Source organism: Roseobacter ponti, assembly GCF_012932215.1.
Classification (GTDB): Bacteria; Pseudomonadota; Alphaproteobacteria; order Rhodobacterales; family Rhodobacteraceae; genus Roseobacter; species Roseobacter ponti.
In genome coordinates, this window is record NZ_CP048788.1 from 1,074,032 (window position 1) to 1,097,745 (window position 23,714).

At 60.0% G+C, this 23,714-nt stretch carries 21 protein-coding genes and 1 tRNA gene; 11 read left to right on the forward strand and 11 right to left on the reverse strand.

Annotation, left to right across the window (positions count from 1 at the left end):
* The first annotated feature begins 76 nt into the window (after window positions 1–76).
* On the forward strand, window positions 77–1,612 hold the full coding sequence (locus G3256_RS05275; protein WP_169639825.1) for an acyl--CoA ligase: 1,536 nt from the start codon (window positions 77–79) through the stop codon (window positions 1,610–1,612).
* Window positions 1,613–1,660: 48 nt separating this feature from the next.
* Complete coding sequence (locus G3256_RS05280; RefSeq protein WP_169639826.1) at window positions 1,661–2,644, forward strand: 2-dehydropantoate 2-reductase; 984 nt, start codon at window positions 1,661–1,663, stop codon at window positions 2,642–2,644.
* A gap of 192 nt (window positions 2,645–2,836) precedes the next feature.
* On the opposite strand, the gene G3256_RS05285 is transcribed toward G3256_RS05280, so the two are convergent.
* The 3 genes from G3256_RS05285 to G3256_RS05295 all read right to left on the reverse strand — a co-directional run bounded on the left by G3256_RS05285 (window position 2,837) and on the right by G3256_RS05295 (window position 5,890).
* Complete coding sequence (locus tag G3256_RS05285; RefSeq protein ID WP_169639827.1) at window positions 2,837–4,339, reverse strand: tripartite tricarboxylate transporter permease; 1,503 nt, start codon at window positions 4,337–4,339, stop codon at window positions 2,837–2,839.
* On the reverse strand, window positions 4,340–4,825 hold the full coding sequence (locus tag G3256_RS05290) for a tripartite tricarboxylate transporter TctB family protein (protein WP_169639828.1): 486 nt from the start codon (window positions 4,823–4,825) through the stop codon (window positions 4,340–4,342).
* Window positions 4,826–4,894: 69 nt separating this feature from the next.
* Window positions 4,895–5,890, reverse strand: coding sequence for a tripartite tricarboxylate transporter substrate binding protein (locus tag G3256_RS05295; RefSeq protein WP_169639829.1), 996 nt, complete (start codon window positions 5,888–5,890; stop codon window positions 4,895–4,897).
* Between the two features lie 511 nt (window positions 5,891–6,401).
* On the opposite strand from G3256_RS05295, the gene G3256_RS05300 reads away from it, so the two are divergent.
* A complete protein-coding gene (locus tag G3256_RS05300) occupies window positions 6,402–7,664 on the forward strand; it encodes an MFS transporter (RefSeq protein WP_169639830.1) in 1,263 nt (420 codons plus the stop codon).
* A 501-nt stretch (window positions 7,665–8,165) separates the two neighbouring features.
* On the opposite strand, the gene G3256_RS05305 is transcribed toward G3256_RS05300, so the two are convergent.
* From G3256_RS05305 to G3256_RS05315, 3 genes are all read right to left on the reverse strand, one after another.
* Window positions 8,166–9,701 carry a DUF1254 domain-containing protein gene (locus G3256_RS05305; protein WP_169639831.1) on the reverse strand — a complete coding sequence of 512 codons (1,536 nt, stop codon included), beginning with the start codon at window positions 9,699–9,701 and terminating at the stop codon, window positions 8,166–8,168.
* Between the two features lie 442 nt (window positions 9,702–10,143).
* Complete coding sequence (locus tag G3256_RS05310; protein ID WP_169639832.1) at window positions 10,144–10,860, reverse strand: TetR/AcrR family transcriptional regulator; 717 nt, start codon at window positions 10,858–10,860, stop codon at window positions 10,144–10,146.
* A gap of 530 nt (window positions 10,861–11,390) precedes the next feature.
* A tRNA-Cys gene (locus tag G3256_RS05315) sits at window positions 11,391–11,464 on the reverse strand.
* A 147-nt stretch (window positions 11,465–11,611) separates the two neighbouring features.
* Here G3256_RS05315 and G3256_RS05320 point away from each other — a divergent pair.
* The 4 genes from G3256_RS05320 to G3256_RS05335 all read left to right on the forward strand — a co-directional run bounded on the left by G3256_RS05320 (window position 11,612) and on the right by G3256_RS05335 (window position 15,474).
* Window positions 11,612–12,265 carry a protein-L-isoaspartate O-methyltransferase family protein gene (locus tag G3256_RS05320; protein WP_169639833.1) on the forward strand — a complete coding sequence of 218 codons (654 nt, stop codon included), beginning with the start codon at window positions 11,612–11,614 and terminating at the stop codon, window positions 12,263–12,265.
* Window positions 12,266–12,324: 59 nt separating this feature from the next.
* Window positions 12,325–13,767: a TolC family outer membrane protein gene (locus G3256_RS05325; RefSeq protein ID WP_169639834.1), complete on the forward strand. Its 1,443-nt coding sequence runs from the start codon at window positions 12,325–12,327 to the stop codon at window positions 13,765–13,767.
* Between the two features lie 71 nt (window positions 13,768–13,838).
* A complete protein-coding gene (locus tag G3256_RS05330) occupies window positions 13,839–14,771 on the forward strand; it encodes a hypothetical protein (protein WP_169639835.1) in 933 nt (310 codons plus the stop codon).
* Window positions 14,772–14,895: 124 nt separating this feature from the next.
* The gene (locus tag G3256_RS05335) at window positions 14,896–15,474 is read left to right on the forward strand and encodes a cobalamin biosynthesis protein CobQ (protein WP_169639836.1); all 579 of its coding nucleotides are present in this window, start codon (window positions 14,896–14,898) and stop codon (window positions 15,472–15,474) included.
* Between the two features lie 61 nt (window positions 15,475–15,535).
* Here the strand turns inward: G3256_RS05335 and G3256_RS05340 are convergent, their stop codons facing one another.
* Window positions 15,536–15,856 (reverse strand): DUF6280 family protein, encoded by a 321-nt coding sequence (locus tag G3256_RS05340; protein WP_114885126.1) that lies wholly within the window; start codon window positions 15,854–15,856, stop codon window positions 15,536–15,538.
* Window positions 15,857–16,077: 221 nt separating this feature from the next.
* Here G3256_RS05340 and efp point away from each other — a divergent pair, with 221 nt between their 5' ends.
* A complete protein-coding gene (gene efp / locus G3256_RS05345; RefSeq protein WP_169639837.1) occupies window positions 16,078–16,641 on the forward strand; it encodes an elongation factor P in 564 nt (187 codons plus the stop codon).
* 67 nt (window positions 16,642–16,708) lie between these two features.
* On the opposite strand, the gene ygfZ is transcribed toward efp, so the two are convergent.
* Window positions 16,709–17,449, reverse strand: coding sequence for a CAF17-like 4Fe-4S cluster assembly/insertion protein YgfZ (ygfZ, locus tag G3256_RS05350; RefSeq protein WP_169639838.1), 741 nt, complete (start codon window positions 17,447–17,449; stop codon window positions 16,709–16,711).
* 69 nt (window positions 17,450–17,518) lie between these two features.
* Between ygfZ and G3256_RS05355 the strand changes: the two genes are divergently transcribed.
* On the forward strand, window positions 17,519–18,193 hold the full coding sequence (locus tag G3256_RS05355; RefSeq protein ID WP_169639839.1) for a TIGR04283 family arsenosugar biosynthesis glycosyltransferase: 675 nt from the start codon (window positions 17,519–17,521) through the stop codon (window positions 18,191–18,193).
* Here G3256_RS05355 and G3256_RS05360 read toward each other — a convergent pair.
* Window positions 18,190–20,043 (reverse strand): ABC transporter ATP-binding protein, encoded by a 1,854-nt coding sequence (locus tag G3256_RS05360; RefSeq protein ID WP_169639840.1) that lies wholly within the window; start codon window positions 20,041–20,043, stop codon window positions 18,190–18,192. The two genes, G3256_RS05355 and G3256_RS05360, sit on opposite strands and share 4 nt — an antisense overlap.
* Before the next feature lie 145 nt (window positions 20,044–20,188).
* On the opposite strand from G3256_RS05360, the gene G3256_RS05365 reads away from it, so the two are divergent.
* Entirely contained in the window at window positions 20,189–21,397 is a 1,209-nt protein-coding gene (locus tag G3256_RS05365) for a pyridoxal-phosphate-dependent aminotransferase family protein (RefSeq protein ID WP_169639841.1), read from the forward strand.
* Here G3256_RS05365 and G3256_RS05370 read toward each other — a convergent pair whose 3' ends face one another.
* Window positions 21,398–21,613, reverse strand: a complete 216-nt coding sequence (locus tag G3256_RS05370; RefSeq protein WP_169639842.1) for a hypothetical protein — start codon at window positions 21,611–21,613, stop codon at window positions 21,398–21,400. It lies immediately after the preceding gene.
* A gap of 55 nt (window positions 21,614–21,668) precedes the next feature.
* The gene (locus G3256_RS05375) at window positions 21,669–22,772 is read right to left on the reverse strand and encodes a pyridoxal phosphate-dependent aminotransferase (protein ID WP_169639843.1); all 1,104 of its coding nucleotides are present in this window, start codon (window positions 22,770–22,772) and stop codon (window positions 21,669–21,671) included.
* A gap of 114 nt (window positions 22,773–22,886) precedes the next feature.
* Here G3256_RS05375 and G3256_RS05380 point away from each other — a divergent pair, with 114 nt between their 5' ends.
* A complete protein-coding gene (locus tag G3256_RS05380) occupies window positions 22,887–23,675 on the forward strand; it encodes a crotonase/enoyl-CoA hydratase family protein (RefSeq protein WP_169639844.1) in 789 nt (262 codons plus the stop codon).
* The last annotated feature ends 39 nt before the right edge of the window (window positions 23,676–23,714 follow it).

A 23,714-nucleotide genomic window follows, 5' to 3' on the forward strand; every position in this document is an offset into this window, starting at 1 on the left:
AGTCTTCCGCTGTCGAAGTCTGCGCGACCCGCGCTACATACCTTTGCCGATCCCCTTCTCACACGGAGAATTTACGATGACCGAAACGCTAGCAACGTTAATTGAGACACATGCAGAAGATCTGCCGGCCTTCGGTGCGCCGGACCGGGACTGGCTGAGCTATGGCGGGTTGCGCGGACTTGCCAGCAACGTTGCGGCCTCTCTGCACAGCATGGGTGTCGGGCGCGGCGACCGGGTTGCCATTGTTTTGCCGAACGGTCCTGAAATGGCGGCGGCATTTATCACCATCGCCCAGGTCGCGACGACAGCGCCGCTTAATCCGGCGTACCGTGAAGAGGAATACGATTTTTATCTGTCTGACCTGAAAGCGAAGGCGCTGGTGGTTATGGAGGGATACGACGGCCCGGCGCTGGCTGCGGCCCGCAAGGCTGACATGGCGGTGATCCGGCTCTCGGTGCCTGAAGGGGCGCCTGCGGGCGCTTTTGAACTCAGCTCTGACCGCGAGGACCGTGCGGACGAAAGCGCGCCGGGGCCGGAGGATATCGCGCTGATCCTGCACACTTCGGGCACGACGTCCCGGCCCAAGATTGTGCCTCTGCTGCAGACCAATGTTGCCGCTTCGGCCATGCATATCAGAACCTCTCTGGATCTGACGCAGGAAGACCGGTGCATGAATGTTATGCCGCTCTTTCATATCCACGGGCTGATTGCGGCGGTCGCGGCCAGCCTCGCGGCCGGGGGATCGGTCTGGTGCGCGCCGGGCTTTGATGCTCTGAAATTCTTTGGCTGGATGAAGGATTCAAAACCGACCTGGTACACTGCTGTGCCGACAATGCATCAGGCCATCCTGAGCCGGGCAGGGCGCAACGCGGAAACCATCGCCGAAACCCCGCTGCGGTTTTTGCGGTCCTCTTCCGCCTCGCTGCCGGCAAGTGTGATGCGCAGGCTCGAGGAAACTTTTGGTGCGCCGGTTATCGAAGGCTACGGTATGACCGAAGCCGCCCACCAGATGGCGTCTAACCCGCTTGGCAAGGGAAGACAGCGCCCGGGTGCTGTCGGCCTTGAGGCCGGTCCGAAGGTGCGTATCGCCCATGAGACCGAAGACCGGATCACCGGCGGGACAGGGGAGATTGTGATCTCTGGTCCGAATGTGACGCCGGGGTATGAGGGCAACCCGGATGCCAACGAAAAAAGCTTTTTCAGCGCCGAGGGCGCGCGCTGGTTCCGCACCGGGGATCAGGGAGCCTTTGACGAAGAAGGCTATCTGCGGCTGACCGGCAGGCTGAAAGAAATCATCAACCGCGGCGGCGAAAAGATCAGCCCGCTTGAAGTGGATGATGTGCTACTTGACCATCCGGATGTGGCTCAGGTTGTAACCTTTGCGCTACCGCATCCCAAGCTTGGCGAGGATGTCGCGGCCGCGGTCGTTCTGTCGGAAGGATCGGAGGCCACCGAAAAGGATATCCGCGCTTTCGCCGCAGAGCGTATAGCCGATTTCAAAGTGCCGCGCCGGATAATCATCATGGATGAGATCCCCAAAGGTGCGACGGGAAAGATGCAGCGCATCGGCCTTGCGGAAAAGCTGGGGCTCGTTGACGCGGCACAGAGCTGAGAGGCTGGTTAACAGGGCGGAGTGCCCGGGCAGACAAAGAGGGTGACGATGAAGATTTGTATTTTCGGGGCCGGGGCCATCGGCGGCTATATGGGTGTCAAACTGGCTCAGGCGGGCGCCGACGTCAGCCTTGTTGCACGAGGTCCGCATCTGGCCGCGATGAAAGCCAGCGGGCTCAGCCTCATCGAAGAGGGCGAAAAAACCACTGTTGAGGTAAACGCCAGCGATGATCCGGCTGATCTGGGCGTGCAGGACTATGTGATTGTCACGCTGAAAGCGCATTCCGTCCCTCCGGTTGTGCCAAAGATGCAGCCACTGATCGGGCCGCAAACAACGATCGTCAGCGGCGTGAACGGTGTGCCCTGGTGGTATTTCCACAAACTCGGAGGACCGCTGGAAGGAACGCGGCTCGAGACGGTCGATCCGGGCAATGCGCAATGGGATGGCTTCGGGCCGGACCAGGTGCTGGGCTGCGTGGTCTATCCCGCCGCAGAGGTGTCCGAGCCGGGCGTTGTGCGCCATATCGAGGGCAATCGTTTCAGTCTCGGCGAGCCTGATGGCAGCCGGTCAGATCGCGCAAAGGCACTCTCGGAGGCACTTTCTTCTGCAGGTCTCAAAGCGCCGGTGCGCCCGCGCCTGCGCGATGAGATCTGGGTCAAACTCTGGGGCAACCTGTCGTTCAATCCGATCTCGGCGCTCACTCATGCGACGCTTGATGTGCTGTGCACCGATCCCGGCACGCGGGCTGTTGCGCGGGACATGATGATTGAGGCACAGCAGATCGCTGAGAAGCTGGGCGTGAAGTTTCCGATTGATGTGGACCGTCGCATCGATGGCGGTGCCGCGGTCGGTGCACACCGGACCTCGATGCTGCAGGATCTTGATGCAGGTCGTCCGATGGAAATTGACGCGCTGCTCGGCTCCGTTCAGGAGCTTGGACGGATTACCGATACCGAAACACCCGTGATCGACACGGTGCTGGCGCTGACTAAGCTGCGGGCGAAAACGGCCGGGCTCTACGGGCAGACCTGAACACGGTTGGCGATTGCCGCTGTCCGCGGTGGAGTTCAGGTTGTGAAGCACGGCGCATAGAGCACCATGAGGCGCCGCTGGTCAGGAAAGCTGCCGCGCCTGACGATGGGCACCGGTCCCGTGCCCCGGCGTTGTCGGCTGTTTCTCTCGCCAGCGCGTCGGTTCTGTCTTTTTGTTTTGCGGAAGTGCGGATTACCTGGCGGGAAGTCTGGCGCGCATCCATGACCACAGCGGGGTCTGACTGATCAGCATCAGAACCAAAGCAGTCGTGAGCACCAGAGAAACCGGACTGGACAGAAAGCCCCAAACAAAATCGCCCAAATCTCCGCGGGCGCGCAGCATCGTCCGGCGGTAATTGCTGTCCATCATCGGACCTAGGATCACGCCCAGAATAACCGGTGCGACCTCGAAACCGTAGGTCTTCATGAAGTAACCGATCACGCCAAAGAGCAGCATCCAGTACACGTCGACCGGGTTGTTCTGGATCGCATAGGTCCCGACCGCACTCAGCACGATGATAAGCGGGATCAGGACAGCCTTCGGACATTCCACGATCTTTGTGAACAATCGGATACCGGTGAGCCCGAAAACCAGCAGGAATATATTGGCGAGCGTCAGGGTGCCGACGATAAACCAGAACAGATGAGGTGTTTCCACAAGCAGCAAGGGCCCGGGTTTCAGGCCATGGATAAACAGCGCACCGATGATCACGGCGGTCACGGCGTCGCCTGGGATGCCGAGCGTCAGCATCGGGATATGCGCGCCGCCGACGGCCGCGTTGTTGGCCGCCTCCGGTGCCACCAGCCCTTCGCGGTTGCCCGTGCCGAACGGGCGCTCGGGGTTTTTCGTGGTGCGTTTGGCGTCATCATAGGCCAGCAGGGCTGCAATATCACCACCCGTGCCCGGTAAAGCGCCGATGATCGTGCCGATACCCGACGCGCGGATGGCCAGCCAGAAGTATTTCTTCACATCCGAGACCTTCGGGATAATCCGGTCGATCTTTTGTTTGATGGCCGGAGTGTTCAGGGTGTTCAGCTGAACCAGAGCCTCAGCCACGCCAAAAAACCCGATCATTGCCGCCACATAAGGGATGCCACCGAGCAGATGGACCGAGCCAAAGGTAAATCGCCCTTCGGCAGTCATCGGATCAAGTCCCACCATACCGATGAGCACACCCAGAGCACCGGCAAAGGCACCTTTGGCAAAGCTCCCGGCCGACAGCGTGCCGATCAGAAGGATCCCGATCGTGCCGAGCAGGAGATAATCGCGCGACTGGAACATCAGCGCAAAGTCGGAAATGACCGGTGCAAAGAGCGCGAGCGCCAGAATGCCGATGAACCCGCCGAACACCGACATTACCGTGGTGAGGCCGATCGCCTCTCCGGCTTCGCCGCGTCTGGCCAGAGGGTAACCTTCGATCGCCGTGGCAATCGCCGAAGGGGCACCGGGAATATTAAGCAGGATAGCTGTGCGCGAGCCCCCGTAGACGCCGCCGAAAAAGACACCCGAGATCAGCGCCAGCGCCTCGTTAACCTCCCATTTAAAGGTAAACGAAATCAGGATTGACGTGGCCATGGTGACCGACAGCCCGGGGATGGCGCCGATGTAGATGCCGGCAAAGGTCCCTGTGGCGACCAGAAAGATCAGCCAGGGATCGGTCCAGGCGATGGCAAAGAAACCCAGCGTTTCGATCATTCAGAGAAAGCCCGCAAAAAGAGTGCCCCGCGGCAGAACCACCTGAAACACCTCCCGGAAAATAAACCAGATCAGCAGCAGTGTCCCTGCAGTCAGAGCCAGGGTGAGAAGCGGATTTTTACGCCACAGAAACTGAAAGGAGCAAAAGAGAAAAACCGCCGAAGCGGCGATAAAACCCAGCACCGGCATCAGCAGGACATATCCCAGCACCAGTCCGGTCAGGATAATGTGGCGCGGTGTGAGAACCTCTGCAAAAAAGCCGGGCGACTGTGCCGCAGGGCCGGGCTGACGGGCTGCTGAAACCAGAATGGCAATGCCTGAGAAGACCATCACCCCGGAAGCGAGCATCGGAAACACACCGGGTTCTGTCTTTCCCGAAAATCCGGAAATGCCGTAGGACTGCCAGAAGGCAGCTACGGAAAATACGACAATCAGCAGAGCAAAGACGAGTTCTCCGGGCCTGCGGTGCGGCGTCTGCGTTGTCATGGGTCACCTCCGTCAAAAGGCGGCGCCGGCCCGTCAACCGGGCCGGCGCGCATCTTGCAGAACCGGCGCTTACGGCCGCGCGATGCCCAGCTCTTCAGGGCTTACTTTGGCGGCACCTGTGTCCTGCAGGGCCCATGCTGTGACCTGTTGCCATTTGGCAAGAAAATCAACAGCTTCCTGACCGGACATGTTCATCACGATGTTGCCCCGGTTGGCCATCAGCGTGGTGAAGGTTTCGCTTTGGGCCGCAGTATCAAACGCCGCCGTCATTTTAGCGACCACGTCGTCGGGCGTTCCGTTTTTTACGAAGACACCATAGAACGGGCCCCATGGCAGGAATCCCGCCATGTCCGGGATAGCATCAGTGATGGCGGGTGTGTCGGGAAGGGTGTCAACAGGCTCGGTGTTCACAACGGCCAGGGCACGCATGTTGCCGGCTTTAATCTGCTCAGCGGCGGCTGAGATACCGGACGGCATAAAGTCAACTTCGCCTCCCAGCATCGCGGTCAGACCCGGGCCTTCCCCGTCGAACGGGATTGCCGTTACCTCAAAGGGCGCGGAGTTGGCGATCAGCGCCCCGATCGTGCTGGGCAGGCCACCCGGCCCGGTGGAGCCCATGATCACGCCGCCCGGGTTGGCTTCGATATCGGCCATAAGTTCGGACATGTCAGCGTATTTCGAATCCGCCGGCACGACGATTACGGCGACGCCGCGACCCAGGATATTGATCGGGGTAAAACCTGAGTAATCCAGATCGGACACGCCCATGACGGGGTGCAGTTGCGGGTTCTCGGCGCCGTATAAAAAGGTATATCCGTCCGCAGCGGCAGTATTCACATAGGCTGTCGAAATGGCGCCGGCGCCGCCTGATTTGTTCAGGACCACAATCGGCTTGCCCAGAGCTTCTTCTGCGGCCGGATTGACTGCCCTGGCAACGGTATCGGTGGCTCCCCCGGCCCCCCACATCACAACGCCCAGCAGTTCCCGTTCCGGGAATTCCTGCGCGAAGGCGGCTGTTCCCGTCATTGCAAGTGCTGCGACCGCAGCGATCACTGTCTTTTTCATTTATCCTCCCATGCGGCCCGGGCCGCGGACATTGCTTTGCTTTTTGGCACACTGTCAGCGGTTTCTGTCTGACAAAGGTAACTGAACGGGTTTGCGGGATATTTGCAAGTGCAGGCAACAGCGCGGAATTGTGCCGGAACGTCCGGGCCCGGTTCTGCTATTCCGGGCTTTGCAGGGGCAGTCGCCGGGGGGCCGTCCCACGTGTCCCGAGGTGCGGTGCATCGCGGGCAGCCTGCAGGAAAGATGGACGCAGCGCTGCTTCTGTAACGTCGCCAGTGCTCAGGTGTTGCCTTCACGTAAGTGGAATTCGGGCGTTCTGCGGGAAGGTGCATCTGCTCATCAAGACAGCCTGCTTTACATTGGGGCACCCGCGACTGCCCATAATTCCCGCAGTAAGCGCCTGTCTGTCGTTAAACATAACTCATGCGGCGTTGCAGCATGGGCAGACGCATCCGGTTCCGACTAGCATCTGCGGGGCAATGCCGGGTGGCAGAACGGGGCAGGTACTATCGTGATCAGAGTAATTTCCGGCGTCTGGGCTCTTTTGCTTGGCATTCTGCTGATCATGCTGGGCAACGGCATGCATTTCACGCTCATCGGACTGCGCGGCGGGATCGAAGGGTTCTCATCCACGGAACTGGCCGTGGTTACCTCCGGCTATTTCCTGGGTTTTCTCTCCGGCGCGCGTCTGACACCGCTGATGATTCAGAGGGTGGGTCATGTGCGTGTCTTCGCGGCCCTCGGCAGCTTTATGTCAGCGGCGCTGATCGCGCTGCCTCTGCTGACTGAGCCATGGGCCTGGACTGTTCTGCGGGTGCTCATCGGGTTCTGCATGTCGGGTATATATGTCGCGGCGGAAAGCTGGCTGAACGCGGCGGCTACAAATGACACCCGCGGCAAGGTGCTCTCCGCCTATATGATTGCCCAGACGCTTGGCATTATAGCGGCACAGGGGCTGCTGACGCTGGGCGATGCGGCGACTTCGGTCCTGTTCATCTGCGCCTCAATCCTTGTGTCGGTCTCATTCGCCCCGATCCTGTTATCGGCCACACCTGTTCCGACCGTCGAAGTTGCCCGTCCCATGCCCCTGCGCGATCTGTTCCGTGGCTCGCCGCTCGGTACTGTGGGCATTTTTCTGCTTGGCAGTATCTATGCCACGCAATCGGGTATGGGGGCCGTTTTCGGCACACAGATCGGGTTGACCGCCTCTCAGATTGCGTCATTTGTCGCGATGCTTTTTGCCGGTGCCCTGGTAATGCAGTACCCCATCGGCTGGCTGTCTGACCGGATGGACAGACGAACGCTGATCCTCGGGCTCTCGGTGCTGGGGGCCGCTTCCTGTATTCCGGGTTGGCTCACAGGCGGCGGGCTGTGGCCTCTGATGGCGGCGGCCTTCTTTGCTGGCGGCGTGACGACACCGCTTTATGCGCTGCTGCTGGCTTATACCAACGACGCGCTTCCGACCGCTGATATGCCGGCCGCCTCCGGAGGCCTCGTGTTTACTTTCGGGCTGGGGGCCATCGCCGGACCCATGGTGACAGGGTGGGCGATGCAGGGGCTGGATCCTTATGCCTTCTGGCTGGTGCTTGGCGTGACATTTATCTGCATCGCAGTCTATGCGCTCTATCGCATGACACAGCGCGCCGTGGTCCCTGGCGAGGAAACGGACAGCTACCTGAACGTTCTGCCCACCGCTTCGGCCGTGGCCGTCACGGCAGCAGGTGACTGGGCGGCTGAAAACGCTGACGGTGACAGCAGTACCGACCCCGTCTGAACCTGCCGGCGTCGGGCCGGAGCCAGGACGCTCAGCTTCCCGTGACGGGGGTGTCGACCTCCTGATCCGATATCCTGTGATGACTGCAATAATAACAAGCGTGATCAGACCCGGCAGATAACGCACAAAACCCATAAGAGCGTCAGGCACTGGATCAGTGACACAGGCCGGCAGCACCTGTGCAGCCAGCCGTGTTCCGGCCGGGGACAGGAGCACAAACGACAGGCAGTATCAGATAAATGACTCACGGGATCAGGTTCACGGTAAAACCGACGAGACGGGGCACAGCGTTTCTCTGAACGACAGACCGGGTCGCTCGCTCACCCGGCTGAAACGGCGCATGGTCAGTCTTTTCAGCGCGCAGGTCAGGCTTTTGCGGCGACGGATAAACAGGGTGGGCAGCATCACAAAGGCGGCAATTCAGCCGGCGGCAATCATTGCGCTTTCGATGCGGGCAGGCGTCCTGCTGACGTCTGCCCGCTCCTTCGGTGAACGGCTGCTTTATTCGATCAGAGTGATTTCACCGGGACGCCAGGTCTGGTCAAACCAGGGCTCCAGCGGACCATATAGCCGCAGGATCGTATTCCAGCCTTTGCCGGGTACAGTCTGCAGCCAGTTGCTTTCTTTGCCTTCAGGTGCTTCAGGGCCAAAATAGATGTCAGTTGATCCGTCGTCGTTCTGAACAACGCCCGCGTCACTGCTTCCCAATGCAGGAAACTGCTTGTCGGTCTGCAGCATCGAGCGCGTCTGATTGTCATAAAGCGTGAAGGACCAGAAATCCTCTGCCGGGGGATTCGCCGGCACGTTCAGCACATAGTTTTTGGACCCGTCCAGCGCGTTGCCGTCCGCATCGCGGTACGTAAATGCATACTGAGAGCCTTTGCCGACAGCCTTGAAGGCCATAGCAGGTGTGACGCCCGTCGCATAAAAGTGGAACGCTGCGCGAAAGTCATGTCTCGTGACACCATCGAGGATGAAGGTGAACTCATTGCCCGGAAAGGCATTCTGCCAGTAGCTTTCACCCGGATACCAGTAGGCAAGATCATCCCGTGGTTTCGAAATCAGCGTTTTCACCGTCACCGAGCCGGCAGAGGCCGCCCGGCGCAGAATGTCCTGCATCCGCTCATCGGGTTCAAAATCCTGCCCTTTGACGATACCGGCCGCAGCGAGATAGCCCAATAGCTCCGGGTCTTCACCCATCAGCGGCTCGGCCTGAATAACGTTGTCAATCTCTTCGAACATCCGCTCATCCATCAGGTGGATCGTGTTGAACTCCTCGCCGGACACGTTGACAAACGTCATCTCAGGCGGGTTATCGGCCTGCGACAGCGGATACATCCTGAACGTTTCCTGGGTTTGCTGAACCGCCGCGTCGGGCGAGCCGTTTTCGTCCGTGTAGCCGCGCCAGAGGACCCAGTGTGCATAGGTATCTGTCTGCACAACGTCCGTGTAACCATCGGTAGGCGCATCTCCGTCGTATCCCGGTGGCAGGATCAGGAACTTTCCGCCCTGACCTTCATCCGGACCAAGGTTGCCAAAGTCCATGACATACCTGAACCACGCATTATTCAGAAACCCGAGCACGTTGGGGGGCGTTTCGATCACCCAGGGCTCATCCGTCATGCGCAGTGACGCAGTCTGATAAACACTTGTGGTGTTCGGTGTCAGGAACAGCGCTGTTGAATCCATGAGATCGGCAAACTGTGCGACGTGTGTGTTGGCCGGCGCCTTGGCCTCGATCCCTCGCAGCATTGCATCCATGGACGCAATTTTCAGACCGCTCAGATAAGCCTGATAAGCCATCGAGAAATCGTAAAGGTTGTACACCTTTTCCGTTGTCTCCTCATCCGGCACGCCGTCAAAGAAGTTCAGATCGCCCAGCTGGGTTTCGATATTATCCGATGTCGTGATCCCGTCCGGAATATCAGTGGTCATTTCCATTTGTGGTGGCGTCTGCGCGACGGCACCCGAGGCGGCGATTGTCGCGCAAAGCGTTGCGACACCAGCCGTTGTTCTAAGTCCTGAAATCAGTTTCATTATCGTCTGTAACCTTTTCTGTTTATGGGAAGTTTTATGGTTTTGATGTCCGAAGGCGCGAAAGCCTCAGGTGGCTGATTGTGCAGGCAAAGCTGCAAAAGCGAATGTCCTGCTGCGTTGTTCTGGTGGAGGGCCAAAGATATCCCGCCGGTCTTCGGAGTTTGTTCCTGCAACAGCTCCGCCAGCCTGACAGCCGCTTGTCGCGACAGGCAGGTCTGCACTGTCGCTTTTCGCGAAACCTGTCGAGTACGCGACACCGGGCATCCCCCGGATCGCCGCTTTACGGGCGCGCTGCGTTACATTTTTGCGCTGAACCTCCGGCGTTACCTCCTGAATGTAAGGCGCGCCGCTGAGCACACATGCGGAAATTCCGGGCAAAACACCTGCGGCAGTTGAATTCCCAATGGTTTCAGGCATTTTGAAATATCCTTATCGCGTGGCCCTAAGTGTCAGGGGGCAATCTTTCTGTGTTTTCCGAAGATGCCTTCGCTGAAGGTTCACCAGAGGCTGCGTCATAGCCGGGCAGGGGATAAAGAGCGGACACCCAGCAATGGGTCAGCGCAGACAGGACCTCTTCCTTAGGGGCTTTGGGCGTCTGGCCGAATCTGGCGATCAGAACCGCTGCATCCATCCGGTTGAGCGCATGTGCGACCGGCCGTGCGTCGAAGGGAGGTATTATGCCGATGGCCTGATCTTGCTGAATGCGCGCAGTGACGGCGTCGTCAAAGGACCTCAGAAAGTCTTCCCACATTTTTTCCAGTCTTTCGTCGGATGGTGCTGCATCGGAGACAGCACGCAGGATTGCTCCACGCTCCTCGCAGACATCCACAAGACCGCGCAAACCCTGTTTCAACAGTTTGACCGGGTCCCCCTTCTGTGCGAGCCAGGGACTGGTAGCTGCCACGACCTCCTCCTGCAATTCAGCGAGAAGAATTTCCATAACCTCGTGCAGGTCGACGAAATACTGATAAAAGGCCGGCCTGCTCGCGCCTGCCTGCGCCATCAGCAGCCCGATGGTAAGATCCCGGAAAGGTCTTTTCTCCAGATACCGGAACGCCGTGTCCAGGATCGCTGTCCGGGTCAGCGCTGACTTTCGTAGTGAGGAAAGATCCTCAGCTGTCTTCAGCCGGCGTTTTGCTGATTTTGAACTATCTGACATCCTGTCAGTTATACTGACGCTATGTCAGAAATTGCAAGTTTAATGTGTAGCAGAACCCGATGCCCGAAGAATATCAGGATACCCTCGCCCGCAAATCCGACAAAAAGGAGTTCCGCTATTGCCCGCCCCGAATTGCGGGACCGGTACGGCATGCATCGGTCGCAGGGACAAGCTGCGGGAGACTGCAAAACAAGGTTCTGGTGGAATGCTGAGACCGGTCACCAGAATGACGTGCGGCCATGCAGATAAATATCTGAGGCATTCAGTTAACTCAACGCTGGCTGATGAAGCCGCGCTTTGAGGTTAACAGCTGCAACATATATCAGCGTCCGGCCCGATCCGTACATTGGCTGGCTCGCTGCGGTATCAGCCCGGCATGCTTAAGTCTGCCGCCTGAAGGGCAGCCCGGCCGGTTTCATCCGACTGAAACACGAGGCGTTTGCTGTCCGGCTTTCAAAACAACCAGATCCAGTATGGAGAGCCGGCGATACGCCACTATTCGCAAGCTAAGCTAAGGAACCGGGTGGAATTGGAGGCGAGTAGGAGAATCGAACTCCTGTACACGGATTTGCAATCCGCTGCGTAACCACTCCGCCAACTCGCCGCCTGTGGTGCTCGCAAGGAGGTAGCCGATTAAACTTCCTGCTGCAAGTGGCGCGGAATATCAAATTTCGCGGGCTGAGGCGTTGCCGCAGGCGCACAACTGTGCGACACCTGAATTAACGCTATCTGAACGGATGAGTTTAGACATATGACAGACTTCGCAGCCCGCCGTACGATGATGGTCGACACACAGGTCCGGCCCTCAGATGTGACGAAATTTCCGATCATAGACGCAATGCTCACAGTGCGCCGCGAAGACTTTGTGCCGTCGGGGAAACGCGAAGCCGCCTATATGGGGGAGAACCTGCCGCTTGATAAAAACCGGGTGATCCTTGAGCCCAGAACACTGGCCAAGATGCTGGATTCGCTTGATATCGCCAACGGCGAGCTTGTGCTCGATATCGGCGCGGGACTTGGATATTCTTCCGCAGTGATCGCGCGCATGGCCGAGGCGGTAGTGGCTGTGGAAGAAGATGAAGACTTCGCGCGCGACGCCCAGGATGCGCTGACGGAGGCGGGCGCGGACAACGTCATCCTTCACGCCGGACCGCTGCAGGAGGGTGCTGCACAGCACGGGCCCTATGATGTTGTCCTGATCCAGGGCGGTATTTCCGATCTGCCCGCAGCAATCGCCGAGCAGGTCAAAGACGGCGGACGCATTGCGGCGCTCTTTATGGAAAATGCCCTCGGAGAGGTCCGCATCGGACGTAAACAGAACGGACAGATCTCGTGGCGGATGGCCTTTAACGCCTCGGCACCGGTTTTGCCGGGATTTGCGCGCGCGCCGGCATTCGAACTGTGACGCGCTTGCTGGCGCAGACCGCCCGTGGCGAAGGCTCACGTAATCTGAGGCAGAAGAAAATGGCAAAGCAGAGAGTTACGGCGCCGCGCGGCAAAACGTTCCGGGGGCTCGCTCTGGGGATTTGTGTCCTCGCAGGCACTCTCGCCGGGCCACTGCGCGCGGAAACGCTCGCGGATGCGCTGGTTGGTGCGTATAACAACAGCGGTCTGCTCGATCAGAACCGTGCCCTGCTCAGAGCGGCGGATGAAGACGTCGCAACCGCTGCTTCGGCTCTGAAACCAATTCTGAACTATACGGCTTCCGTGCAGCGCAATTTCGGAGATGTGCGGAGCACGTCTCCCTTTGGCCTCGTGTCGACCAGTTCACTGAGCTCCTCCAACCTGAGCGCAGGTCTGGTAGCAGAGTTGCTGCTTTATGATTTCGGTGCGACGCAGCTGGGGGTTGAGGCTGCCAAGGAAACTGTGCTGGCAACCCGTCAGCAGCTGATCAGCCTCGAACAGAATGTCCTGCTGCGCGCCGTCTCGGCCTATCTCAGCGTTCTGGCCACCCGTGAATTCGTGTCATTGCGGCAGAATAACCTTCGCCTGCTGACCCAGGAACTCCGCGCCGCACAGGACCGGTTCGAAGTGGGCGAGGTCACACGGACCGACGTGGCACAGGCCGAAGCGCAGCTGGCAGGCGCCCGCAGTGGCCTTGCAACGGCGCAGGGCGATCTGCTGACGGCCATCGAGGAATACCGGAATGTGGTCGGGCGCACGCCCGACAATCTGCGGCCACCGCCCGCGCTTCCGGCACTGCAGTCCGATGTGGAAGCGGCCCGGGCACTTGCCGTGCGCGTACATCCGGATCTGCTGGCTGCACAATATGCTGTTGCTGCGGCTGAGCTGAACATTCTGCGCGCGCGGGCGGCTGTGAAGCCGTCGTTGCGCGCCAGCGGGTCACTGTCGGTTCAGGATGATCTGAGCAGCAGCGATTACACGAACTCAGGCAGCATAGGGATCACGCTGTCCGGTCCGATCTATCAGGGTGGCGCTATCGATTCTTCGATCCGTCGTGCAATTGCTGCGCGTGACGCACAGCGGGGCAACCTTCTGGAAGTGCGCAAACAGATCTCGCAGGACGTCGGCGTCGCCTATGCGCAGCTCTCAGCACAGCGTGCAAGCCTTGCGTCAACGGATGAACGGATCCGCGCAGCTGACATTGCCTTCAACGGCGTGCGGGAAGAGGCGCAGCTTGGCGCACGGACCACTCTTGATGTGCTCGACGCGGAACAGGAACTGTTGGATGCGCGCACATCGAGGGTGTCGGCTCAGGCCAATCTTTATGTTGCTGCATACGCCGTTTTGCAGGCCACAGGGAGACTGACTGCGCGCGATCTCAATCTTGACGTGCAGCTCTATGACCCTGCCGCCTATTACAACCTCGTTAAAGACGCCCCCGTCGCGCGTTCAGCGCAGGGCGAAAAACTTGACCGGGTTCTGCGCTCTTTGCAAAAAAACTGACATTTTAATCTACCCATTGTGCGAATAAGACCTGAGCACTACAATATGCGTGGGTAAGAGTGGTAAAAAAGATGTCGAAACCAGTGACGAATTCGCAGGTGGAGGATGTGCTGTCATCCATCCGCAGGCTTGTAAGCGACAACAAGAAAAACAGTGGATCTGCCGGTGTTGTGCCTGTGCAGGATAAGCTTGTTCTCACGCCACAGCTTCGTGTTTCCGAAGACAGCTCTGAGCACGAGGCAGAGGTCGCGGATTTAAACGGCGCGCCCCAGGGGCCAACATCCGACAGTACAGATTTCCACAGCCCCGCCTCTGATGAAGATGCGACGGACGTCACGCCTGCCGATGCACCGGTTGATGCGCCGCTGCAGTTGTCGCCTGAGATGGCGGATGATGCTCTCGAAGGCTTTGACGGCTATGAAGAGCCATTGCCTGACCAGTCTGCTGAGCAGGAAACAGGTGGCGACGGAGGATTTGTTTTTGCCCGGCGGCGTGCCACAGCACCCGAAGCCCGTGCGCCGCAACAGGCCGGAGCGGATGCCGGCCCTGCGCGTAAAGAGACTCCGGCGTCCGAGAATACGTCCGGGTCTTCGAGAGTATCAGAAGCCGACGCCCGATCACATCTATCAGAAAAAATTGCAGCACTGGAGACCGCCATCGCTCGTACGGCGGACCAGTGGGAGCCGGACGGCAATGGCCGCGACGCTTACGCCGGCACCCGGGCGCCGTCGATGGACTGGCAGGACGGTGTTTCATTTGACGGCAAAGGAGCACCTTTGTCTGACGATGATCCGATCGAGCCGGTCGCGACTGTCGAAGGTGATACGGATGTGTCCTGGTCTGAAGAAGATCAGATTATCGACGAGGCAGCGCTGCGGCTTCTGGTCGGCGATATTGTCAGGTCTGAGCTGCAGGGCGAACTGGGCGAGCGCATCACGCGGAATGTGCGCCGGCTCGTCCATCGCGAGATAATGCGCGCCCTTGCGGCGCGCGACCTCGACTGACGAGACCTGACCGGGGCCTGCGGGAGTGTCCGGGTGCAGGGACGACACGGCCCAGGACACTTGAGGGCTTACAGCCGCTTCGCGTTTCGAGCAGACTGACAGCCGATCTCTGAGGAACGCCCTGATGAACACGCCTGCCCATCTGCTCCTGGGGGCTGCCGCGATGGCGCGCAGCGGAGACCGCCCGATCGTTCTCGCTGCGCTGGCGGGGGCGTTGCTGCCCGATCTGTCGCTCTATCTCATGGCCGGCGGCGCGCTCTATCTCTTTGCCGTTCCGCCACGCGTGGTTTTCGATGAGCTTTACTTTTCCCAGAGCTGGCAAACGGTTTTTGCGATCGACAATTCATTCACAGTCTGGGGCATCCTTGCCGCGCTGGCACTCTGGCACCGCAGCGCATGGGCGACAGCCCTTACAGGGGCCGCGTTGTTGCATTTATGCCTCGATTTTCCGCTGCATCATGACGACGGTCGGGCGCATTTCTGGCCACTCTCGGGGTGGATATACGAAAGCCCCTACAGCTACTGGGACAGAGGGCAGGGGGCGCATCTGGTTGCGCCGCTTGAGGCCTTTGTGGCAGTGGTTGCGGCTCTGGTGTTGTGGCGACGAAGGGTCGGCCCGTGGCTCTCTGTGGTGGTTCTGGTTCTTCTGGCGGCTGAACTCTGGGTCGTGCGCCAATGGCTCTTCGTCTTTGGCATGGCCTGAAAACGCACAAAAGCGCGCCCTAAGAGAGGGCGCGCTTTTGTGTAAAGAATTCAGCCTGTTGTTACGCGGCTTCGGCTTGCTGCGCGGCGTTGCGGCGCTCCGATTCCTCGCGTGACAGAGCAACAGATGTTCGCACACCTTTGCCCACGAAATCCATAAGGCCAGAGACCACACGCTCGTTGGGGTCAATGCCCGCACAGCTCAGTACCTCACGGCCATCACGGGACCGTGCCCAGCGGGCAATCTGCTCAGGACCATTGCCGTACTTCTTGTCGTCGGCGATGGCGTCGTCCAGTGCAGCCAGTACCACAGCTGCAAAAAGTTTGCGTGCACGATTGCCTTGCTCGTTATTGAAGGCTGTGCCGTCAACGAAATCTTTCATCTCGTCGTCCTTTCCATTATTCTTGCTCTTGTCTTTCCGGCGTGACGTCCCTTATGGAGGGTTTTGGTCGATTCGGATACCCTGTAATCGCATGGCCCGTATGCAAAATTTGCATGGCTTTTCGCACCTGCATCATAAGGTATGGTTGCCTTGTCACCCCTTTGTCCTGCAGATATAGGGTGCCTTAACAATTCAACAACCTTTTGCCACAGGCCGGACCCATGCCAAAAATTAACGGAAACGAAATTCGCCCCGGAAACGTTCTGGAGCACAACGGTGGTCTGTGGGCGGCTGTCAAAGTCGATCATGTAAAACCCGGTAAAGGTGGCGCTTTTGCTCAGGTGGAACTCCGTAACCTGCGCAATGGTTCCAAACTCAATGAACGTTTCCGCAGCGCCGACAAGGTCGAGCGGGTTCGCCTGGAGCAGAAAGACCAGCAGTTTCTGTATGAAGATGCGGGCATGCTCGTTGTAATGGACACTGAAACGTATGAACAGGTGCAACTGCCCGCTGAGCTTCTGGGCGAGCGCCGCCCGTTTCTGCAGGACGGCATGACACTCGTGGTAGAATTCTATGATGACGAGGCGCTCAACGCCACGCTGCCGCAAAAGGTGGTCTGCAAGATCGTCGAAACCGAACCGGTCGTCAAAGGCCAGACGGCTGCGAATTCGTTCAAACCTGCCGTGCTGGACAATGGCGTGAAAGTCATGGTCCCGCCCTTTGTGGGTCAGGATGAGGATATCGTCGTAAACACCGAGACGATGGAATATTCCGAACGCGCCTGACGTCCTTGAAAGTTCGCAGATTGCAAAGCCCCCGCCATGGCGGGGGCTTTTCTTTGTGGGGTGTCGGTTATGCGTCCGTCCGCAGGACGCGGGCCGTTCCCGCCTGCATCGGTTCTTTTGCCCGGTCATAGCGCAGGTACGCGATGGCCGCATCTCCGCTTCGGGTGAGCAGGGTGCCAGCCGGTTTGCCGGAAACGGTGATGTCTTCCCCGGTCTCTGCCGGCCCTTGCACAGATACCCGCGCCAGCCCCTTGCGCAACTCGGTTTTGTGTTTCATGCGGGCGGTAACTTCCTGTCCGACATAGCATCCCTTGCGGAAATCCACGCCGTTCAGCCGCTCAAATCCTGCCTCGAGGATAAATGTATCAGGCGTGAGTTCCACACCGCTTTGCGGGATAAGGTGCGCCACACGCAGCGCTGTCCAGTCCGTGTCGTCATCCTCCTGAGGTGTGTCCCGATACGCGCGCCAGCCCAGGGCCTCGTGACGCGGGTCGGCAAAGCCGTCCTCAGGTCTCTCTCCTGTGCCCCGGTGGACATGCAGGTCGACCGGCGCAATCGCGACATCGGCGCGCAGTTTGTACATATTAAGCCTCGCCAGCAGCATATCTGCCAGCGGATCCGCCACATCCAGCAGCACCACGTCGCCCTGGCGTAGCAGGAAGAAATCAGCGATGTATTTGCCCTGTGGCGTCAGCAGCGCCGCATAGACCAGCCCGTTTTTCAGCCTGGCAATATCGTTGGTGATCAGCCCCTGCAGAAAATCATCCACATCATGGCCGGTCAGTTTCAGGGTGCGACGTTTGGACATAGGGGTCTCCTCACCGGCCTCTGGGTGCCATATAAGGTTACAACTGCCAAGGGGAAGAGGCGTCAAGATATGCGCGCACCGATATCGGTTATCGTACCGACATTGAATGCAGAAACGCGGCTGGGCAGTTGTCTGGCGGCGCTGATGCCTGGGTTAGAAGCCGGGCTGATCCGGGAACTGATCGTCACAGACGGCAGCTCGACCGACGACACCGTTGCGGTCGCGCGGGCCTGGGGTGCGGAAGTGGTCAGCGGTCCGGCCTCCCGTGGCGGGCAGCTTGCGCGCGGCTGTGATGCAGCGCAGGGCAAATGGCTGCTGGTGTTGCATGCGGATACCGCGCTTCAGCCGGACTGGGTCGGGCCTGTGATCCGGCATCTGGAAACTGATCAGGCCGGCTGGTTCCGGCTGGCCTTCGGGGCCGGCGGGATTGCCGGGCGTCTTGTTGCAGCATGGGCCAACCTGCGCAGCCGCTCGGGGCTACCCTACGGCGACCAGGGGCTGCTTGTGCCGGCGGCCCTTTACCGCAGCGTGGGAGGGTATCGTGATCAGCCGCTGATGGAGGATGTCGCTCTTGCGCGGGCGCTTTCGGGGCGTTTGAGGATGATTGATGCCGTCGCGCAGACATCACCGGCACGCTATGTGCAGCAGGGCTGGCTGCGCCGCGGGGCCCGCAATCTGTGGACACTCACCCGGTATTTCTGCGGCGTGTCGCCGGCGCGGCTTGCTGAAAGCTACCGGCGCTAGCGGAAGATAATCGAGCTGAGTTTCTGCAAAAGACCCGACGTGGCGGGAACCGCAGGGTCATGGCGGGCAGCGGGGCCCCTGGCGCGGTTGTCGGTCACTGTTTTGCCGTCCTGAAACTGCAGGCGGTAGAGATCAGCATAAATGCCGCCCCGCTCCAGCAGTTCGTCATGCGCGCCTTCGTCCACAACGCGGCCCCGGTCCATAACAACGATCTTGTCGGCACCGCGTACGGTTGAGAGCCGGTGTGCGATGACCAGCGTGGTGCGCCCCTCGGCAAGTGTGTCGAGGGCTTCCTGAACCACCTTTTCGGACTGGGCATCGAGGGCGGAGGTCGCCTCATCCAGCAGCAGAACGGGGGTGTCGCGCAGCAGCGCGCGGGCGATCACAACCCGCTGGCGCTGGCCCCCCGAGAGGGCAGAGCCGCGCGGGCCCACGCGCGTGTCGAGACCGGCGGGCAGTTTGGCCAGAAAGCTGGTGACATGCGCGGCATCAAGCACGGGCACAAGGTCTTCATCCGAGACATCCTCGCGCCCCATCAGAATGTTCTCGCGCAGGGTTTCGTCAAAGAGCAACGCTTCCTGAGTGACGACCGAGTAAAGCCCGCGCAGATCGGAGAGCGAAATCGCATCGGTTGCAACGCCACCGATCAGGATCTTTCCGGCATCGGGATCCACCAGACGGGTCAGCAGGTTGAAAATCGTCGATTTGCCGGCCCCTGAGGCACCAACCAGCGCCGTTGTCTGGCCTGCCTCCGCGGTCAGGTTGAGATCTTCCAGAATACGCGCCTCACCATAGCTCAGTGATACGTTTTCAAGGCGGATATCCGGCGTGCCGGTGGGGGCCGCAGCCGGGGAGGCGGGAGAGGTCAGCCTGATCGGAGCGTCCATAAGTTCTTTGATCCGCTCAATGGAGGCGGCAGCCGTCTGCCACAATCCGCTGATCGCGCCCAGTCGCCGCATCGGGTCAAAGGCAAACCCCATGGCGGTGAAAAAGCTCATGAACTGACCGATGGATTTTTCGCCTGCGATGATCTCTGAGCCGCCATAAATGATCACGGCCAGAAAGCCGAAACCAGAAATGATATCGATCATTGCCGGGATTGCAGCGGAGCCAAAGATCGTGCGGACCTGGGTGCGCACATACTGATCTGTCAGGTTACGGTACTGGCGGGCCTGGTATTCTTCTGCACCATTAAGCTTGATCTGCACGATGCCGTGGAAAATCTCATCCAGCCTGTTGGAAAGCGACGCGCCCAGATCGCGGGCTTCACGGGCGCGTTTGCGCACGAAACGCTGTGCCAGGGCGGCGGGCATCACCAGCACCGGGATGCCGATACAGGCCAGCAGCGCCCAGACCGGGTCCACGCTGATCGCCACGCCGAGCAGCACAAACAAGCCAATGAAATCGCGCCCGGCCCCGGTGACGATGGCGCGCCAGACGTCATTTACAGCGTTCACGTCGGACTGAACACGCTGGATCAGAAACCCAGGCGGGTGAGACTGATGAAAGGTGCCGTCCTGCTGCATCATGCGGCCCAGCAGGTCATTGCGCAGGCTTGCCGCGGATTTCTCCGCGATGCGTGTCAGCAGGACTTTCTGCATGACGCCGGAAACCGCACGCATCAGGAAAATGCCGATGAGCACCGCGCCGACCACCGCCAGCATTGAGCTCTGACCGGCCACGAAGACCTGATCGAACATCGGCTGCATGAGCCAGGCGAGCGCGCCCAGCATTGATCCTTCGATGATCATAAAGAAAACCGCGACGGCAAGCGTGCCCAGGTGGCGGTTCAGGTACCCGCGCCACAACCATTTCATCAGATGGGCAGAAGCCTGATCGTTATCGCGCATCGAAAGCCTTTTTGCTGCGCCGGACCGCCGTGCCTGTCCGGTGATCTCCGGGTGTAGGCCTCTCACAGGGGCAAAGCAAGGCAGGTGGCGATTGACGCGGGCAACCCGGGGGCTAGTGTTGCGCCAAAGCAAAAGGACGGAATTTATGGCCGGCAAACCCAACCCTGCCGCAGGACGCGGTTACCTCGCGATCCCGGGGCCTTCGGTGATCCCTGAGGCGGTGCTGAATGCGATGCACCGGCCTGCGCCCAATATCTATGCGGGCGAACTGCCGGATATGATGCCGGGGATCACGGAGGATCTGAAAAAGGTCGCGCGCACAAAGCATGATGTGGCCATTTACATCGGGAACGGGCATGCCGCCTGGGAGGCCGCACTGGCCAATGTGATCGAACCGGGTGATCAGGTGCTGGTGCCGCGCACGGGTCATTTTTCCTGGGGCTGGGGCGATACGGCGGAAGGCCTCGGCGGCGAGGTGGTCAAGGTGGATACCGCGCTGGGTCAGCCGATGGATATGGCACGGATCACTCAGGCACTGGTGGAAGACAGCGCGCAGCGGATCAAAGCCGTGCTGGCGGTGCATGTGGATACTTCGACCTCGCTGCGCAACGATATTGTCGCGCTCAGGGCGGCGATGGATGCTGCGGGCCATCCTGCACTGCTGATGGTGGACTGTATCGCCTCGCTGGCATGTGATGTCTTTGAGATGGACGGCTGGGGTGTCGACGTGATGGTTACCGGCAGCCAGAAAGGCCTGATGGTGCCGCCCGGTATGAGCTTTGTCTTCTTCAACGACAAAGCGGCCGCCGTGCGCGAAAAGATGACCCGGGTCAGCCGCTACTGGGACTGGACGCCGCGTGCCAGCCCCGGGATGTTCATGCATTACTGGCACGGCACGGCACCCACGCATCACGTCTATGGCCTGCGCACAGCACTCGACATGATCCACGCAGAAGGGATCGAAAACATCTGGGCGCGTCACGAGGTTTTTGCACGCGCGATCTGGGCTGCCTGCGATGCCTGGGGGCAGCGTGGCAACCTGCGCATGACCGTTCGGGACCCGGCCCGCCGCAGCCATTCAGTTACCGGGCTGCAGCTGGAAAGCCCGCAGGCGACAGCGCTGCGCGAGTGGACCGAAGCGCATCTGGGCCTGACGCTGGGCATCGGCCTCGGCATGGCGCCCGCGGGCGATCCGGCGTGGCACGGGTATTTCCGTCTGGGGCATATGGGTCACGTCAACGGTCACATGATCATGGGTCTGCTGGGGGGCATCCAGTCGGGCATGGCAGCACTTGGCCTTGAGCACGGCCGTGGCGCGCTGGATGCCGCATCTGAGATCATTGCAGAGAGCTGATCAGCCGGGCGTTTTGCCGGCATAGAGCTGATCCGCCTGCCTGCGCCTCACTGCGACCCAGTTCAGCCAGTGATTGACGATAAGGCAGATAAAAACCGCCGCAACAAGCCCGTAGATCGCGAAAAGAAACAGCAGCACCCAGCCCAGATTCACGCCGAACATCACGATGCAGGCATTGGTAAAGTCCGGTGCACGACCCAGTTTGTGATTTTCCATTTAATGCCTCACAGGTTGGCTCCTGATAAAAACTATAGCCCTGCGCTGCGATCCGTCAGCAGTTTTCTGTGTTTTTTACCGCGTCGGGCAGGGCCTCTGCCAGAATTTCCAGCTGAGCAGGCGTTCCGCAACTGATCCGGATGCAGCGGTTTTGCGGTGCGACAAAGGGCATGCGCACAAAAACGCCCCGCGCATCCAGTTCTGTGAGCACGCGCTTTGCAAAATCTGCGTCTTTGCCACAGTCGATTGTCACAAAATTCGCAGCCGAGGCCAGCGGTCGGAGGCCACAGGCGCCTGCGATCTCGGAAATCCGCAACCGCGCAGAAACAATGCGCGCCAGTACCGAGCGCAGCCAGACATCGTCCTGAAGCGCGGCGAGTGCACCCGCCTGGGCTGCCCGGTTCATCCCGAAGTGATTGCGTACTTTATTGAAGGCGGCAATCAGATCGGGCGCGCCGATGGCATAGCCCACGCGTGCACCAGCGAGACCATAGGCTTTTGAAAAGGTGCGCAGGCGAATGAGGCGCGGGTCGTCCCAGGGCAACGGCACCTGTGCGGTTTCCGGCGCGCATTCGATATAGGCTTCGTCGAGGATCAGCAGAGTACCCGCCGGCAGGTCATCCATCGCCGCCGCAATCTGATCGCCGGTATGAAAGCTGCCCATCGGGTTGTCGGGATTCGACAGATAGACGAGTTTGGCGCGGGTTTCCGCAGCCTTTGCAAAAAGGCCGCTGAGGTCCTCGTGATCACCGTCATACGGCACTTTGTGAAGCACCCCTCCAAAGCCTGCCACGTGATAACTGAACGTGGGATAAGCCCCGTCTGATGTCACAACCGCGTCCCCCGGACCCACCATCAGCCGCGCAAGATAACCCAGAAGTCCGTCGATGCCTTCACCGACCATGATGGTTTCTGCGGGTGTTACCAGGTGGCGGGCAAGAGCCTCGCGCAGATCATAGCTTTCCGGGTCGCCATACATCCACAGTGGCGTTTCCGCCATGGCACGGATCGCTTCCGGCGAGGGTCCGAACACGTTCTCATTTGCGCCGAGCCTTGCCCGAAATCCCTGCCCTTTCTGACGCTCCCGGGTTTCGGGGCCGACGAAGGGCACGGTGTCAGGCAGGGAGGCGGCCAGCGGGGTCAGTCGGAAATGCGTCATGCCACCACTTAAGTGCACAGAGGTCACGGGGGCAAGAGCAGGCGTGCCGTCACGTTTTGCTGGCCCCCGGCATGCGTTTGCGGTTCTGTGAAAAAATCACAAATGGAGACCGCCATGGCCCGCATCGAGGTTCTGACCGAAGATCACATTGCCCGCGTCACGCTGACCCGTCCGGACAAGAAAAACGCGATGGATCAGGAGATGATTGATGCGTTGATCGCGGCGGCGGATCAGGTGGCGGGCTCGAATGCGCGTGTTGTGGTGCTGAGCGGGCAGGGCAGTGCGTTCTGCGCCGGAATTGATCTGGCGGGCCTTGGTGCGATGATCGGGCAGGACATGCAGGCGCTGATCGTGCCGCGCACCCATGGCGGGGGCACAACGAACCAGTGGCAGGAGGTTACGATGGCGTGGCACCGCCTGCCGGTGCCGGTAATTGCCGCTCTGCACGGGCAGGTTTTTGGTGCCGGCATGCAACTCGCTCTTGGCGCCGATATCCGCCTCGCGGCGCCTGACACCATGCTGGCGGTGATGGAATTGAAATGGGGCATCGTGCCTGACATGGGCGGTATGGTGCTGCTGCCGCGTCTTGTGCGCTCTGACGTGATGCGACGGCTGGTGTATACCGCCGCTCCTGTCAGTGCAGAACAGGCGGAGCGCTGGGGGCTGGTGACGGAAATTGCGGCGGATCCGCTTGAGGCCGCCATGGCATTAGCCGCTGAAATCGCAGAGAAAAGCCCGAAGGCGATCCGGGCGGCTAAGACGCTGATGGAGACTGCTGAGACGGCCGCACCGGACGCTGTCCTGATGGCTGAGGCGGAGGCCCAGGCCGGTCTTTTAGGCACACCTGAGCAGATGGAGGTCGTGGCCGCGCAGTTCGGCAAACGGGCGCCGGTTTTCAAATAGCACTACGGTTTGCAAAGAGCGTCAGGCCGGTTTGCAAAC